Annotated in this window: 18 protein-coding genes; 13 read left to right on the top strand and 5 right to left on the bottom strand. The window is 33.4% G+C overall.

Features of this window, described 5'->3' with window-relative positions:
* Positions 1 to 15 precede the first annotated feature (15 nt).
* The 4 genes from OZP06_RS14215 to OZP06_RS14200 all read right to left on the bottom strand — a co-directional run bounded on the left by OZP06_RS14215 (position 16) and on the right by OZP06_RS14200 (position 3,835).
* Positions 16 to 267, bottom strand: a complete 252-nt coding sequence (locus tag OZP06_RS14215; protein ID WP_269222449.1) for a phosphopantetheine-binding protein — start codon at positions 265 to 267, stop codon at positions 16 to 18.
* Entirely contained in the window at positions 236 to 1,495 is a 1,260-nt protein-coding gene (locus OZP06_RS14210) for a beta-ketoacyl-[acyl-carrier-protein] synthase family protein (RefSeq protein ID WP_281240068.1), read from the bottom strand. The genes OZP06_RS14215 and OZP06_RS14210 overlap by 32 nt, the downstream gene beginning before the upstream one ends.
* A 15-nt stretch (positions 1,496 to 1,510) precedes the next feature.
* Positions 1,511 to 2,242, bottom strand: a complete 732-nt coding sequence (gene fabG / locus OZP06_RS14205; protein WP_269222448.1) for a 3-oxoacyl-ACP reductase FabG — start codon at positions 2,240 to 2,242, stop codon at positions 1,511 to 1,513.
* A 72-nt stretch (positions 2,243 to 2,314) separates the two neighbouring features.
* Entirely contained in the window at positions 2,315 to 3,835 is a 1,521-nt protein-coding gene (locus tag OZP06_RS14200) for an aromatic amino acid ammonia-lyase (protein WP_269222447.1), read from the bottom strand.
* Positions 3,836 to 4,040: 205 nt separating this feature from the next.
* On the opposite strand from OZP06_RS14200, the gene OZP06_RS14195 reads away from it, so the two are divergent.
* The 7 genes from OZP06_RS14195 (at position 4,041) to arsB (ending at position 11,167) form a co-directional block, all read left to right on the top strand.
* Positions 4,041 to 5,108, top strand: a complete 1,068-nt coding sequence (locus OZP06_RS14195; protein ID WP_281323871.1) for a methyltransferase — start codon at positions 4,041 to 4,043, stop codon at positions 5,106 to 5,108.
* Between the two features lie 99 nt (positions 5,109 to 5,207).
* Positions 5,208 to 6,446, top strand: coding sequence for an NAD(P)/FAD-dependent oxidoreductase (locus tag OZP06_RS14190; RefSeq protein WP_269222444.1), 1,239 nt, complete (start codon positions 5,208 to 5,210; stop codon positions 6,444 to 6,446).
* A gap of 183 nt (positions 6,447 to 6,629) precedes the next feature.
* Positions 6,630 to 7,064: a hypothetical protein gene (locus tag OZP06_RS14185; protein WP_269222443.1), complete on the top strand. Its 435-nt coding sequence runs from the start codon at positions 6,630 to 6,632 to the stop codon at positions 7,062 to 7,064.
* Between the two features lie 104 nt (positions 7,065 to 7,168).
* On the top strand, positions 7,169 to 7,501 hold the full coding sequence (locus tag OZP06_RS14180; protein ID WP_269222442.1) for a metalloregulator ArsR/SmtB family transcription factor: 333 nt from the start codon (positions 7,169 to 7,171) through the stop codon (positions 7,499 to 7,501).
* A gap of 29 nt (positions 7,502 to 7,530) precedes the next feature.
* Positions 7,531 to 8,001, top strand: a complete 471-nt coding sequence (locus OZP06_RS14175; RefSeq protein ID WP_269222441.1) for a DUF6428 family protein — start codon at positions 7,531 to 7,533, stop codon at positions 7,999 to 8,001.
* 214 nt (positions 8,002 to 8,215) lie between these two features.
* Positions 8,216 to 8,848: a protein-tyrosine-phosphatase gene (locus OZP06_RS14170; RefSeq protein ID WP_281323870.1), complete on the top strand. Its 633-nt coding sequence runs from the start codon at positions 8,216 to 8,218 to the stop codon at positions 8,846 to 8,848.
* A 1,248-nt stretch (positions 8,849 to 10,096) separates the two neighbouring features.
* Positions 10,097 to 11,167 carry an ACR3 family arsenite efflux transporter gene (gene arsB / locus OZP06_RS14165; protein WP_281323869.1) on the top strand — a complete coding sequence of 357 codons (1,071 nt, stop codon included), beginning with the start codon at positions 10,097 to 10,099 and terminating at the stop codon, positions 11,165 to 11,167.
* A 63-nt stretch (positions 11,168 to 11,230) separates the two neighbouring features.
* On the opposite strand, the gene OZP06_RS14160 is transcribed toward arsB, so the two are convergent.
* Entirely contained in the window at positions 11,231 to 11,380 is a 150-nt protein-coding gene (locus OZP06_RS14160; protein WP_269222438.1) for a hypothetical protein, read from the bottom strand.
* A 136-nt stretch (positions 11,381 to 11,516) separates the two neighbouring features.
* Between OZP06_RS14160 and OZP06_RS14155 the strand changes: the two genes are divergently transcribed.
* The 6 genes from OZP06_RS14155 (at position 11,517) to OZP06_RS14130 (ending at position 16,647) form a co-directional block, all read left to right on the top strand.
* Entirely contained in the window at positions 11,517 to 12,677 is a 1,161-nt protein-coding gene (locus OZP06_RS14155; protein ID WP_269222240.1) for an IS110 family transposase, read from the top strand.
* A 398-nt stretch (positions 12,678 to 13,075) separates the two neighbouring features.
* Entirely contained in the window at positions 13,076 to 13,366 is a 291-nt protein-coding gene (locus tag OZP06_RS14150; RefSeq protein WP_269222437.1) for a hypothetical protein, read from the top strand.
* Positions 13,350 to 13,943, top strand: coding sequence for a lipocalin family protein (locus OZP06_RS14145; RefSeq protein WP_269222436.1), 594 nt, complete (start codon positions 13,350 to 13,352; stop codon positions 13,941 to 13,943). The genes OZP06_RS14150 and OZP06_RS14145 overlap by 17 nt, the downstream gene beginning before the upstream one ends.
* A 32-nt stretch (positions 13,944 to 13,975) precedes the next feature.
* On the top strand, positions 13,976 to 14,722 hold the full coding sequence (locus OZP06_RS14140; RefSeq protein WP_269222435.1) for a glucose 1-dehydrogenase: 747 nt from the start codon (positions 13,976 to 13,978) through the stop codon (positions 14,720 to 14,722).
* A 219-nt stretch (positions 14,723 to 14,941) separates the two neighbouring features.
* Positions 14,942 to 15,937, top strand: a complete 996-nt coding sequence (locus OZP06_RS14135; RefSeq protein ID WP_269222434.1) for an NADP-dependent oxidoreductase — start codon at positions 14,942 to 14,944, stop codon at positions 15,935 to 15,937.
* A 23-nt stretch (positions 15,938 to 15,960) separates the two neighbouring features.
* Positions 15,961 to 16,647 (top strand): type 1 glutamine amidotransferase domain-containing protein, encoded by a 687-nt coding sequence (locus OZP06_RS14130; protein WP_281323868.1) that lies wholly within the window; start codon positions 15,961 to 15,963, stop codon positions 16,645 to 16,647.

Raw genomic sequence — 16,647 nt, 5'->3', positions numbered from 1 at the left:
TCTAAAAAATATAAATTATGCTTTAAGTTTTAGTTTGTTTTCTATTACATCATAAAAAGTTTGAAATGTAGAAACACCAACAAAATCAGCCTCTACTAATTTTACACCAAAGTTCGATTCTATCGAAACAACTAGATCAACATAGTCTAAACTATCCAATCCTAAAGTATCTTTTAATATAGCATCTGACTGAATATCATCACCATCCACCTCAAATTCATCAATTAAAAAACCATTAATTTTCGCTACGATTGCTTCCTTGTTCATTACTTTTTTTATACTTTTTAACTACTAATGCTGAATTCGTTCCTCCAAAACCAAAGGAATTCGACAAAAATATGTCAAATTTTTTATTTAAAGTGGTTTTAACTAAATTTAATTTTGCGGCATCTTCATCTGGAGTTTCCAAATTTATATTTGGAGCGATAAAATCATTTTGCATCATTAAAACGGAATAGATTACCTCACTGGCTCCAGCCATCCAACATTCATGACCCGTCATTGACTTTGTAGAACTTACATAAGGATTGCTTTCGCCAAAAACTTGAAAAATAGCTTTCGCTTCGTTTTCATCACCTACTGGAGTCGATGTTGCATGTGCATTGATATAGTCTACTTCACTAGGCTGCAATCCTGCTTCATCCAATGCCCGTTGCATTGCAATAGAAGGACCATCAACATTTGGAGTAGATATATGCCCCCCATTTGATGAAAATCCATACCCAACAACTTCGGCCAAAATAGTTGCCCCTCTCTTCATAGCTGATTCGTAGGATTCTAAAATCAAAGTAGCACCACCACCACTTGGAATTAAACCATCACGATTAATATCAAAAGGTCTCGACGCTTTTGTAGGTTCATCTTCTCTAGCAGAAAAAACACCCAAACCATCAAAACTACTCATGGCATATTTATTGATTTCTTGTGCACCTCCACAAATTATGATATCCTGAAACCCACTTTTTATCAAAAAATAAGCCAATCCTATGGAATGAGATCCGCTAGCACAAGCTGCACTAACTGTCAAATTAATCCCCCTTAACTTAAAAATTGTTGAGAGATTCATCGTAACTGTAGAATTCATGGATTTGAAAATAGCTCCTGAACCTATCAAAGTAGTATCTTTTTTTTCACGAATAATATCTGTGGCTTCAATAACAGCCTTAGAAACACTATCGTTGCCATACATAATTCCTACTTCGTTTGTTTCAAAAAAAGCATCGTCGATATTCGCATTTTTTAATGCCTCTACCGTCGCCATATAGGCATATTCTGTTTCTTCCCCTAAACTTATTCTTTGTCTTCTGGTAAGTAAATTTTTTAAATCTGGTTTTGGAACCATACCGGTTAAAGCGGATCGAAATCCGAATTCTTTGCGTTCTGTATCAAACGAAATACCAGATTTTCCTTGGTACAAAGACTCTTTTACCTCATCTAATGATGTTCCTATACAAGAATAAATTCCCATTCCTGTGATGACAACTCTCTTATTCATTCTCTTTATACTATTTTATGAATAAATTCCACCATTTATATTTATAATCTCTCCCGTAATATAGCTTGATTTTTTGGAAACTAGAAAACTAACCAAATCCGCCACTTCTTCTGCTTCTCCAAAACGATTTACAGGTACCATCTTTATTAATTCTTTTTCGTCTAGAGCACTAGTCATATCCGTTCGTATAAAACCTGGCGCTACCGCGTTTACAGTAATATTTCTTTTGGCCACTTCTTGTGCCAATGCTTTGGTTGCAGCGATTACGGCTCCTTTTGCAGCAGAATAATTAGTTTGTCCAGCAGTTCCTTTTACCCCTGAGAGCGAAACGATATTTACAATTCGACCGTATTTATTGCGTAGCATTTTTTGCATAAAAAAGTTGGTCACATTAAAAAATCCGTTCAAACTCGTATTCACAACACTAGACCAATCTTCTGGACTCATCCACATGAACAAACCATCCTTTGTTATTCCTGCATTATTTATAATTGCTTCAACAATTGCTTCTGGATTTGCTTCTTGCCATTGTGTCAATACCGATTGTACTTCATCAAAATTGGCTACATCAAATTGAATGATTTCACCAGTAGCTCCATTTGCGATTACTTTCTCTAAAGTTTTTTCGGCAGCTTCTTTATTGGAATGATAATTAATCAAAATATGATAACTGCTATCATGTGCTAATTTTTCACAAATAGCGCTACCAATTCCTCTAGAACCTCCTGTTATCAATGCACATTTCATACTTTTATTTTAAATTACTTCGTCAGTTCACCCTTTGGATTCCTGTCTAGATTTTAGATTATTATGGAGGGATTAGTTATTAATCAAATATTCTTTTACTTTTTGTACAAAAGGATACATAACCTGATCTTTTTCAAACTTTGGAATAATGACACGAATATCATCGTATATTTTTCTGGTTACAGATGAAATTTGATCTTTTTGTTCCAAACAATCGATTGCTTGAACAATGGTTATCAATTCGATAGCTAAAACTTCAAATGCATTTTCAATCACTTTTGATGTAATTACGGCAGCATTGGTTCCCATACTTACAATATCCTGATTGTCATTGTTATTTGGAATACTATGAACATACATCGGATTCGACAACATCTGATTTTCTGCTGTTGTTGAAGTGGCTGTAAATTGCACACCTTGCATTCCAAAATTAAATCCTAAAGTTCCCAAATTCACAAAAGGAGGTAGAATTTCGTTTATTTTTGAATTCAGCAAATAATTCAATTGACGTTCAGCAAGCATTGTTAACTTGGTAATTACGATTTTCAATTTATCCATTTCCAAAGAAATATAATCACCATGGAAATTTCCACCATGATAAACGTGCTGATTTTTTACATCAATAATTGGATTATCATTTGCAGAATTGAACTCTTCTTCCAAAATAGAGGCTACATTATTTATGGTTTCAAGCACTGGCCCCAAAATTTGAGGAACACAACGCAACGAATAATACTCCTGAACTTTTTCTTTAAAAATATCTTCGGTATTTTCTCCAGAATACAAATGATCTTCTCTCTTTCTGATTAGAGTACTGTCTTCAAGGTTTGTTCGCATTCTTTGCGCTACTTCCCGCTGACCATTATGGCGTTTTGTATTGTTTAATTCTTCTGAAAAATGATCGTCATACGCTTGCACGATTTCATTTATTGCGCAAGAAAATTTAATCGACCAATCTAATAATTTATTAGCATGATACACATTAACAACACCAATCCCTGTCATTACCGAAGTTCCATTCATTAAAGCCAGCCCTTCTCTAATTTCAACTTGAATTGGTTCTAATTTTTCTATGGCAAAAACCTCTGATGTTGGTCTTCGTTCTCCTTTATAAAAAACTTCTCCTTCACCAATAAGAACCAAAGCCAAATGAGCCAATTGCACCAAATCACCACTTGCGCCTACTCCACCATGTTCAAAAATTAAAGGAGTAACATCTTTATTAATTAATTCTTTCATCAACAGAATCAATGAAGGATGAACTCCAGAATTACCTAAAGAAAGTGTATTAAGTCTAGCTAAAATTGCTGCTTTAACACAAGTTGCATTCAAGGGTTTTCCTGTGCCAGAGGCATGACTTCTAATTAAATTATATTGTAATTGTATGCGATCTTCATCTTTTATGCGGTATTGAGCCATTGGTCCAAAACCTGTATTTACACCGTAAATAATTTTATTAACTGAAAATGCTTTTAGAAAATCAAAACTTTCATTAACTCGATCTAAAACAGCTTCACTTATAGCTATTTTTTCATTATTAAAAATTACAGTTTCAAACTCTTTTAGACTTAAATATTCGTTTATAGTATTCATTCAATTCGTATTGTTTTTTTACAACTAAATAAATTAAAAATTTATTTTTATTTAGAATATAATTTGGTTAATTTGAATAAACAAATGTAGCATAATATCGCTAAAATTTGTAATTCAAAATATTTTTGTTTTCCTATTATCAAATACACATTTAACTACAATAACTACAACAACTTACAACACAATTTAAAATAACAAAATACGAATGAAAGATTTTGGTTCTGACAAAAAAAATGTTATTCAAGCTAATTTAGATGCTCAAAAAATTGCTTTTGCCCCAATTATGTTTCAAGCAGCAAAGTCGCTAAGAAATCTTGGAATTTTGGAATATTTATTCAACAACAATAAGGCAACTATTGAAACTATCGCAACCGAATTGAATTTATCTGTTTACGGTGTAAAAATTCTACTCGAAGCTGGACTTAGTCTAGAGATGGTGTACTTAAAAGACAATGAATTCTTACTGACAAAAACGGGCTATTTTATCTTAAGAGATAAAATGACCAATATTAACATGAATTTCACGCAAGATGTCAATTATCTAGCAATGAATCATCTTGAAGAATCCATTAAAAATGGAAAACCTGAAGGATTAAAAGAATTAGGAAATTGGGATACCGTTTATATTGGCTTATCTGAATTACCCGAAAAAGTCAAAAAAAGTTGGTTTGACTTTGATCACTTTTATTCTGACTATACCTTTCCGGAAATTATGCCTATTTTATTTGGAAATAACCCTAAATCGCTTTTGGATGTTGGGGGAAATACCGGAAAATTTGCATTACAATGTGCCAAATACGATCCAAATGTAAAGATTACTATTCTGGATTTGCCTGGACAAACAACAGTGGCGCGAAAAATCATTGCCGAGGCTGGTTTTGAAAACAGAATTAATACAGTAGACATCAATTTATTAGACAATTCATCAACAATTCCAAAGGATTTTGATATTATTTGGATGAGTCAGTTTATTGATTGTTTCTCAATGGATGAAATTTTCACTCTTTTTAGAAAAACATACGATGCTATGAATGCCAATACCAGTTTTTATATTTTGGAAACATTTTGGGACTTACAAAAATTCCAAGCTTCGACATACAGTTTACATGCCACCTCTTTATATTTTACAGCAGTTGCCAATGGAAACAGTCAAATGTATCATTCTACAGATATTATAAAAGTTATCGAAAAAGCTGGGTTTATAGTAGATGAAATTCACGAAATGATCGGCATGAGTCATACTTTGATTAAATGTAAAAAAAGAATTATATAAATTGATAAATCTCTAAATTTGCATTTTATACAACGTATTTCTAGTATTGACTATAAATCATTGTTCAAATCTTTACAAAACTTTAATTGCAATACATAAATGTTACAAGAATTCGTAGATGTTTTAATCATAGGGGCTGGACCATCAGGATGTGTTTCTGCTTCTTATCTTCATAAAAAAGGAATCAAAATTAAGGTCGTTGAAAAAACAAAATTCCCTCGAATTGTTGTCGGCGAAAGCCTAATTCCCAGAGTGATGGATCATTTTGCAGAAGCCGAATTGTACGATTGTTTGAACGCCATGAATTACGAGAAAAAACTGGGTGCACGATTTATACGAGGCGAAGAAATTTGTGTATTTGACTTTAGCAATAAATTTTCCGAAGGTTGGGACTGGACATGGCAAGTACCAAGAGCCGATTTTGACAATACAATGGCTCAAGAAGTAATCCGAAAAGGAATTGATTTAGAATTTGAATCGGAAGTGATTTCGGTTACTTTCGAAGGAAAAAATTCGACAACAGTTGTAAAAGACAAAGACGGGAATTTAAAAGAAATCCACGCTAAATTCATCATAGATTCTAGTGGTTACGGAAGAGTACTCCCTCGCCTTTTAGATTTAGACACCCCTTCAAAACTAGATCCCCATTCTTCTATTTTCACTCATGTTGTTGATATCAATCGTCCCGCAGGCGAAGAAGGAACAATGATTTCTTTTGACATTCTAGAAACCGAAGTTTGGTTGTGGGTAATTCCATTTTCGAACGGCAATACCAGTCTTGGAGTTGTGGGGCCTACTCATTTCATCAATTCTCTTTCAGAAAATAAGGATAATGCCGAAGCATTAAAAAATGCCATTCAACTTTCAGATTATTATATCAAGCGATTTGCGGGAGTGGATTTTTTATTCGAACCTATCAAATTAGAAAATTACTCCAGATCTGTAAAAAAAATGTATGGAGATGGTTTTGCTTTAACAGGAAACAGTTCTGAGTTTTTAGATCCTGTATTTTCATCGGGTGTAGCATTTGCCACGGAATCAGGAATGCTTGCTGCCAAGTTATACTTCAAGGAAACACAAGGAATCGCAGTAGATTGGGAAGCCGAGTTTACAGCATACATGAAGAGAGGAATTGCTGTTTTTACGACTTATGTAAAAGAATGGTACACAGGAAACTTACAAACTTTATTCTTTCACCAACCTGAAAATCCAGATGTAAAAAGAAAAATATGTGCTGTTCTTGCTGGGTATGTTTGGGATGAGAGCAATCCTTTTGTAAAAAAACATGATAATCTAATCAAAAATATGGCTCACATACTCCAAATGGGAGGCGAATAAACATTAAGACTCCTAGTTCTGCTAGGAGTTTTTTTATTTAAATTGTTTGCTTTTCTTTCAAATTGCGTTATTTCATCAATTCATTGGCTATTAAATAGTTAAATAGACATAACCATTTAAAAATCGTCCATTTTTTTATATCTTTATATTTCGTACAAAACAAACAATTAAATACGATCATTTATGAAAAAGAAACTTTTTATCACAGCCGTTCTTCTATTAGGAAGCTTTTCATTTGCCAATGCACAAAGCTTAGGAGACATTACAAAAGCAGCAAGCACCGCCAACAAAACAGCTGCAGCAGCCTCAGCCACTTCGTTTGATGTCGGTAGCATTTCCAATCAGGTAATGGGAGTATTATCACCAAAATTGAAATTAACTGATGCCCAAAAACCAGCAGTGAATTCACTGGTTAGTGAAATGCTAAACAAAAAGAAAAACATTTTACCGACTATGGCTACAGACAAAGCAGGCTACACTTCAAAAATGACAGCCAACAGAGAGTCCTTTACTACCAAAATAAAAAAACTAATTACTCCAGCTCAATTCAAAACACTTACACCTTTGTTACCTAAATCGGCTCAATCTCTTTCGCCTTTAGCACAAATGTTATTTTAGCACCAAGAAAATACCTGATACTATTTCTTGAAAAGCAAAATTTATTCGATTTTGCTTTTTTATTATCAATCTATATCGTAATATTGCAATATAAATATATAACAATGGGCGCGACTAAAACAGAACATTTTACAGACGAGCAAAACGAATTGGCAATTTTAGCAAAAGCATTAGGTCATCCTGCCCGAATTTCCATTATTGAATACCTGATTAAAGTCGAAAGTTGTATTTGTGGAGACATAGTAAACGAATTGCCTCTCTCACAACCAACCATATCCCAACACCTGAAAGAATTAAAAAATGCAGGTTTAATAAAAGGAAACTTCGAAGGAAACGCCATCTGCTATTGCTTGAACGAAGTGGGATTCGATAAAATAAAAGGCTTTTTTCTAAATGTAAACACATATCTCGATAAAAGAAAAGACCGTTGTTGCTAAAAACTTTAAACTATTAAACTTTCTTCATCATGAAACTATCAGAAATTAAAAAACACTTAAGCACTGCTACGGGAGTAACTTTTCAGTTGCCAAACGGCACATTTGTTCCAGAACATTTCCATGTAACTGAAGTTGGAATGATTACCAAAAACTTCATCGATTGTGGTGGAACCGTTCGCAAAGAATCGGTTGTGAATTTTCAATTGTGGGATGCCAATGATTTTGACCACCGTTTGAAAGCTCAAAAACTATTAAATATCATTGCTCTTTCCGAAAAAGTATTGGGACTTGAAGATCTTGAAATAGAGGTCGAATACCAAGATACTACTATCGGGAAATACGATTTGGATTATAATGGTGAGACTTTTTTACTGTTGAACAAACAAACTGCTTGTTTGGCATTAGATCAATGTTGTCCTCCACAAGAAAAACAAAAAATACAACTCTCCGAAATAGGAAACGAAGCCAACTGTTGCACTCCTGGTGCAGGTTGTTGTTAGAACACTTCCTCCTACAAGGTCTTTTTCCAGACCTTGTAGGTGTTTTTGCACTTAGCAATATCCACAAGTTAAAAAATAGCCGACATATGACGCGGATTAAACGGATTGGCGCGGATTTTTAAAAAAGATATTTAATCTGTGTGAAATCAGTTCAATCGGTGTTATCAGTGACAAATATCCACCTTACAAGTAATAAACCAATAACCAATTCCAAATGACCCAAACCAAAAACACCCTATTCGCTCCCATCCAGAGCACCATCAATACTCTAGATTTCAAAAGCATTTCAGCCGAACGCTTAGTCATTTTGCAACCGCTTATCGATTTTATCCAATCCAAAGTAACAGCAGAACAAGATATTCGACTCAATTTTATCTGCACCCACAATTCGCGCAGAAGCCATTTGTCCCAAATATGGGCACAAACCGCAGCCGCTTTTTACAACATCAAAAATGTATTTAGTTATTCGGGCGGAACCGAGGCCACTGCTTTATTTCCAATGGTAGCACAAACATTAACGAATACTGGTTTCCAGATCAAAACCCTTTCTGAAGGTAACAATCCAGTCTACAGTGTAAAATACAACGAAAACGATCATCCGTTAATTTGCTTTTCCAAAACGTATGATGATGCTTTCAACCCACAAAGTGAGTTTGCAGCGATTCTAACTTGCTCTTCCGCCGATAGCGGTTGTCCGTTCATAGCAGGAGCCGAAAAACGAATTCCAATCACCTTCGAAGACCCAAAAGCCTTTGACAACACCCCACAACAAGCCGAAAAGTACCAGAAACGTAGCATCCAAATCGCAACCGAACTGTTCTATGTATTCTCTCAAATAAAAAAATAAATTTAAAATTATAACCATTAAGATATTAAGAAAAATAAGTTTTAGAGTATTGTAAACCAATACTTAACTAATCTTAATATCTTAATGGTTCAAAAAAAAATAAATAGTAAAAAAGATTAACCATTAAGAAATTAAGAAAAATAAGTTTTAGAGTAGTGCAAAACAATACTTAACTAATCATAATCCCTCAATGGTTCAAAAAAAAATAAATGGTAAAAAAGATTAACCATTAAGAAATTAAGAAAAATAAGTTTTAGAGTATTTCAAAACAACTTAACTAATCTTAATCCCTTAATGGTTCAAAAAATAAATGGTAAAAAAGATTAACCATTAAGAAATTAAGAAAAATAAGTTTTAGAGTAGTGCAAAACAACTTAACTAATCTTAACCCCTTAATGGTTCAAAAAATAAATGGCAAAAAAGATTAACTATTAAGAAATTAAGAAAATTAAGTTTTAGAGTATTGGAAACCAATACTTAACTAATCTTAATCTCTTAATGGTTCAAAAAATAAATGGTAAAAAAGATTAACTATTAAGAAATTAAAAAAATAAGTTTTAGAGTAGTGCAAAACAACTTAACTAATCTTAATGCCTTAATGGTTCAAAAAATAAATGGTAAAAAAGATTAACCATTAAGAAATTAAGAAAAATAAGTTTTAGAGTATTTCAAAACAACTTAACTAATCTTAATCCCTTAATGATTCAAAAAAAAAAATGGTAAAAAAGATTAACCATTAAGAAATTAAGAAAAATAAGTTTTAGAGTAGTGCAAAACAATACTTAACTAATCATAATCCCTCAATGGTTCAAAAAAAAATAAATGGTAAAAAAGATTAACCATTAAGAAATTAAGAAAAATAAGTTTTAGAGTATTTCAAAACAACTTAACTAATCTTAATCCCTTAATGGTTCAAAAAATAAATGGTAAAAAAGATTAACCATTAAGAAATTAAGAAAAATAAGTTTTAGAGTATTTCAAAACAACTTAACTAATCTTAATCCCTTAATGGTTCAAAAAATAAATGGTAAAAAAGATTAACCATTAAGAAATTAAAAAAAATAAGTTTTAGAGTAGTGCAAAACAACTTAACTAATCTTAATGCCTTAATGGTTCAAAAAATAAATGATAAAAAAGATTAACCCTTAAAAATTAAAAAAAATAAGTTTTAGAGTAGTACAAAACAAATTAACTAATCTTAATCCCTTAATGGTTTAAAAAAATAAATGGTTCAAAAAAAAATAAATTATGTCTGCAAATAATTGTGCTCCCGCTTTAGAGCGAAAAAAATTAGGCTTCCTTGACCGAAATCTTACGCTTTGGATATTTCTGGCCATGGCTCTAGGCGTTTCCATCGGCTATTTCATTCCGTCGAGCAGTGGATTCATCAACTCGTTTTCGAGCGGAACGACCAATATTCCTTTAGCCATAGGACTAATCCTAATGATGTATCCGCCACTGGCCAAAGTCAAATACGAACAAATGGGCGAAGTTTTCAAAAACACCAAAGTTCTGGGGGCTTCTCTCTTTCTAAACTGGATTGTCGGCCCTATTTTAATGTTTACCCTCGCTTTACTTTTCTTAAACGGTTATCCCGAATACATGATCGGCGTTATCCTCATCGGCCTCGCGCGTTGCATCGCCATGGTCGTAGTTTGGAACGATCTAGCCGACGGAAACCGAGAATACGCCGCGGGTCTAATTGCCCTCAACAGCATCTTCCAAGTATTGCTGTATAGTGTTTATGCCTATGTTTTCATCACCATCCTCCCACCCTATTTTGGCTACCACGGTTTTGAAGTCAACATCAGTATTGGACAAATTGCCGAAAGTGTCGGAATCTACCTGGGAATCCCTTTTGCACTAGGAATCATCAGCCGCTATGCCTTGATTGCCATAAAAGGAGCCGAGTGGTTTGAGACCAAATACGTGCCATTCATTTCTCCTATCACCTTAATATCCTTGCTGTTCACCATTGTATTAATGTTCAGCCTCAAAGGCGAATTAATCGTTCAAATTCCAATGGATGTGGTGCGCATCGCAATTCCGTTAGTGATTTATTTCGTCATTATGTTTGTCATGAGTTTCTTCATTGGCAAGTATTTTGGTGCCGATTATTCCAAGTCAACCGCCATTGCTTTTACGGCTACGGGTAACAATTTTGAGTTGGCAATCGCTGTAGCCATTGGCGTTTTCGGTATCAATAGCGGCCAAGCTTTTGCAGGCGTCATTGGCCCCTTGGTTGAAGTTCCCGCATTAATCGCCTTGGTCAATGTCGCCTTTTGGTTCAGAAAAAAATACTACGGAAGCAAAGAGTAGTAATATTGGGAGCTAATTCCTGCTATCCGCTTGTATCTTTTTTAAAGCGATGGAAAAATCGCTTTAAAAAAGGATACCACTTCTATCAGGGCTCATATCTTTGACTATGTTAAAAATATGAAATGTATCTTTGAAATACAACAATTGATAAGCAAAACGAAATGGCCAAATTCTATCGGGGCGAAATACATCTTTTGATGATATTGTAGACATTAGGTTAATCCATTTCGTTTTTATTACATTTCGAGTCACAATAGTACTTAAAGACCAGAATTTAATTTGGATCTTGTATAAAAAATGAGCAAAGATTTATGTAATATTTTGTTTATTGATTCTAAATCAAAGAGTTATGAATTTAAAGTATTCTGTTGGATTAGACGTTTCAAGCAAAAAAATTAATGCTTGTATTAGTGTTATTGATGAAAAACAAAAGGTAACTGTAAAGTCAAGTACCATTATTTCTAACACATTAAAAGGATTTTCTTCTTTGGAAGAGTGGATTTTAAAGCATAAAAAGGAAACTATTCCTGTGGTAATTTGCATGGAAGCTACAGGGATTTATCATGAGAATTGTGCTTATTGTTTGTTTGGGAAAGGATTTGATGTTTCTATAATTTTGCCTAATAAAGCAAAAAAATATTTGGAAGCTATTGGGCTCAAATCAAAAAATGACAGCATTGATGCCAAAGGATTATCACAAATGGGAGCCGAACAGTGCTTAGATTTATGGCAACCAATGGGATCCTTTTTCTATGAATTACGATTGTTGACAAGGCAACATCAAAATGTTACCGAATTGAAAACGGTTTTAAAAAACCAATTAGATGCGTTGAGTTTTGCAATGCACCATTTGGATTCAGTTACAAATCAATTAGAGCAAACCATAATTTTATTTGAGACACAGCTCAAAGAGTTGGACAAAGAAATAAAGATTCATTTGAAATCTAATAAAGAAGTTTATGACAAGACTGAAAATATATTGAAAATGAAAGGATTAGGAATTTTAACATTGAGTACTATTTTGGCTGAAACCAACGGTTTTACATTATTTACGAATTACAAACAGTTAGTGTCTTATGCGGGTTATGACGTAGTTGAAGCACAATCAGGAAAGCGTGTTGGTAAAACCAAAATATCAAAAAGAGGGAATTCAAGAATAAGACGCGCCTTACATATGCCGTCATTGGTAGTTATTCAATGCAAAGTTAAACCCTTCAAAGATTTATATGATAGAACCTATGAAAAACATGGAATAAAAATGAAAAGTTATGTGGCGGTTCAAAAAAAGATACTGACAATGATTTATCATTTATGGAAAAAGAATGAAGCTTACGATGCTATTTATCAGCTAAATATCCAAGAAGAGGAGCAAAAGTTGACCTCTCGGGCAATTGGCTTCGAAGAAGACACAATAGCAAAAAATAGCCCCAACATAAAAATTGAGGCTACACAAGGTAAACATCCAGTGAATAATCGCAAGAAGCTTCCTCTCGGTGTAACAAATATATAAAAATTAACCAAAATAAATTAGGTATTGAAGATAGTACCTAGGGCATCCGTTTTCATAAAAACATTTGTTTTTAAAAATCACACAAACTGCAATTCCGTTTTTTTTCGGAGTTGCAGTTTTTTTATACAATTAAAAAAAAGACAAATCCTTTTCAAGCTCCCATAATCTCATTTTTTAACTTTAGAAAACCATCTTTATAATGCTCTTGATTCAATGTTATAGAACGAAACAGATATTCGCAACTCCTTAATATTAAATAGTATACGATTTTTTTTTTGTAACTTTAAAAAAGTGTAAATGATATAACTCTTTACAACAATTATATAAGGTATGATTAGTCAAAAAGAATAACCTTTAACCTATTGTGAAAACTCATTCACAGGTTGAAAAAATATGCAATGGAAAATAATCAAGAGTTAGTGGCCAACATTCAAAACACTATCAGAAAAGAAAAGTTATGGAATGCAACAATAAAAAACTTTGAAATCAAATCCTTAGTCAAAAAAATTGAAGTTACATTTCTAAGTCAATTGACAATCGTTTTTACTGAAATTTCAAACAAAGTCATGGTCAATTTAAAATCCAGCTGGTTACTCCCCGAAAACAAAGCTACCGTAAAGGTTCAAAATGGATGGTATACTTTAGAAAATGAACTGATAATTATATACAATTATGCTACTCCTTACTAAATCTGACCTAAGCAAAGAAAGCAAAATGCCAATGCTTTCTCTCGGTAACAAAAAATTATCTTCCTTTTTGATTTTTATATTCTTCTTGTCTACAACAATCGCTATGTCACAATCCCTTCAAACAGTACCTTATGTCGATTTGAAAAAATATGCAGGAAAATGGTATGAAATTGCAGCATTTCCGCAATGGTTCCAAAAAGGCTGTTATTGCTCAACAGCTGAATATACTTTGACCGACAAAGGTTTTGTAATTGTTGAAAACAACTGCAACAAAAACAGCATTAACGGAAAACAATCAAACATTAAAGGCAAAGCATTTGTTGAAGAAAATAGTGGAAACGCAAAACTAAAAGTACAATTCTTTTGGCCGTTCAAAGCCAAATATTGGATCATTGATTTGGCAGACGATTACAGTTATGCGGTCATTGGTCATCCAAACAGAAAATACTTGTGGATCCTTTCAAGAACGCCAACTATGGATGATGCAATCTATCAACAAATCATTTCTAGAATAAAAGAGAAAGGATTTGATATTTCAAAAATTAAAATGACCAAACAACAATTAAAAAAGGCATAAAACAATGCTATGAAAGCTAAAAAATTGGACTAATGAAACGATTAGAAAACAAAATTGTATTTATCACTGGTGGTAATTCGGGTATCGGAAAAGCATCAGCTCTCGAAGCAGCGAGAGAAGGGGCAACAATTGTAGTGGCAGATTTAGAAAAAAACAATCACGAACAAACAATCAAAGAAATAAAGGCTTTAGGTGCTGAATGCCTTTTTGTTCCAATTGATGTATCGGATGTAAATACTGTAAAACAAGCAATAACAACAACAGTTGAAAAATTCGGAAGGTTGGATATTGCTTTTAATAATGCTGGTATTGGTGGTGTTTATTCTGGAATTCATGATTTGCCAGAATCCGTTTGGGACCGCTTAATTGCTGTAAATCTTACTGGCCAATTTTATTGTGTGAAATATGAATTGCAACAGTTTTTAAAACAAGGTGGTGGGGTTATTGTAAATATGTCATCACTCGGTGGCCTGAAAGCGGAACATGGTTTAGTACCCTACACTGTTGCTAAACATGGCGTAATAGGAATTACAAAAAACATTGCGGTTCAATATGGTGCTCAAAATATCAGAGCCAATGCAATTTGTCCTTATTATGTCGAAACACCTCTTTTGAGTGCTGCCCCCGAAGAAGTGCACAAAGCCTGGATTGAAGGAACTCCTGCAAAACGTCTTTGCACACCCGAAGAAGTGGCAAAGGCATTTATTTATTTGGCCTCAAGTGATTCAAGTTATTGCAATGGAACGCAACTCATTTTGGATGGTGGTGTAATGGCGTAATTAAAAATGGTTCTACCATGAATTGTGTTGGTAAGAAAAAAATAAAGAAAAATTTTTACCATTAAGAGATTAAGAAAAAATAAGTTGTCTAGGACTTAATGAACCTTAATGACTTAATGGTTTAAAGAAAAATTAAATTTTTAATTTTTAAAACCCAAACGATTGAATGTAGAACCTCAAAAACAAACAAAAATCGAATATTTTAAAAAAATCATAATCATGAATAAAGTAATTCTATTAAACAAGCGTCCTTTTGGAAAACCAACACTAGATGATTTTAAAATCGTTAATGAAGAGATTCCCATTGCAAAAGATGGTGAAATTTTACTAAAAACAACCTATGTGTCGGTTGATCCTTATTTGCGAGGCAGAATGAATGACAGCAAATCGTATGTACCTCCATTTGAATTAAATAAACCCATACAATCTGGTATTATAGCAGAAGTTGTAGAGAGTAAACATGCAAAATTTAAAACAGGTGACTTTCTAACAGGCAATTTAGAATGGAAAGAATACCAAGTTACCACTGGACAAGGACTTTATAAAGTGGATGAAAACGAATTTAAACTGTCGGCTTATTTGGGCGTTTTAGGGATGACGGGACTTACCGCTTACTTAGGACTTACAGAAATTGGATTACCAAAAAAAGAGGAAACCCTTTTTGTTTCTGGAGCTGCTGGTGCTGTTGGAACAATAGTGGGTCAAATCGGTAAATTACTTGGTTGCAAAGTTGTTGGAATTACTGGCTCTGATGAAAAAGCTGCACTACTTACTTCAAAGTTTGGCTTTGATCATGCCATCAATTACAAAACATCACCGGATTTAAAAGAAGCAGTCAAAAATGCAAGTCCAAATGGTATTGATATCTATTTTGACAATGTGGGTGGTGAAATTTCCGATGCTGTATTAGCAAACATAAATAAATATGCACGATTACCTGTTTGTGGAGCCATATCTCTTTACAATACCACTACGATAGATCTTGGCCCTCGATTACAACCTATTATTTTAACCAAAAGTGCCACAATGCGTGGATTTATAGTAGGCGATTTTTTTGAAAAATTTCCAACAGCTACCAAACAATTAACACTTTGGTTAAAAGAGAATAAAATCACCTTTAGCGAAACTATTGTTGAAGGTTTTGATAATATTCCTCAAGCATTCATTGATCTATTTGATGGAAAAAATGAAGGGAAAATGATTGTAAAAATTTAATAATTATTATAAAAAATAAAAAAATGAAAATACTAATTGTATTGACTTCTCATAGTGAAATGGGAAATTCAGGTGAAAAAACCGGTTTTTGGATAGAAGAATTCACAACACCTTATTATGTATTGTCCGATGCAGGAGCCGATATTACCATCGCTTCTCCAAAAGGAGGTCAGCCACCAGTTGATCCAAAAAGTGAATTAGCCGATGCGCAAACTCCCTCAACAGAAAGATTTTATAAAGACAATGTCCTTATCGACAAAGTGGCGTATTCCTTCAAACTGAGTACTATAAAACAAGAGGATTTTGACGCCGTTTTTTATCCGGGCGGACACGGACCGCTATGGGATTTGGCAACAGATAAAGACTCCATCCAATTAATTGAAGCCTTTTACAATCATCAAAAACCAATTGCATTTGTGTGTCATGCCCCTGCAGCTTTAGTAAATGTAAAAACAAAAAATGGAGAATCCCTTGTCAAAGGAAAAGAACTAACTGGTTTTTCAAATACCGAAGAAGAAGCTGTCAAACTAACAAAAGTGGTTCCTTTTTTATTGGAAGATGAACTTAAAAAACACGGTGCTTTATATTCAAAAGGGAATGATTGGGCTTCATATGTAAAACAAGATGGGTTATTAATTACCGGACAAAATCCTGCTTCTTCGGGAGCGGTTGCCGAATTACTTTTAAAAACACTAACCGATAAAAAATAA

This window comes from Flavobacterium sp. IMCC34518, assembly GCF_027111095.2.
GTDB lineage: Bacteria > Bacteroidota > Bacteroidia > Flavobacteriales > Flavobacteriaceae > Flavobacterium > Flavobacterium praedii.
The sequence above is the reverse complement of the archived record's forward strand: the minus strand, read 5'-3'. Positions and strand labels throughout refer to the sequence as shown.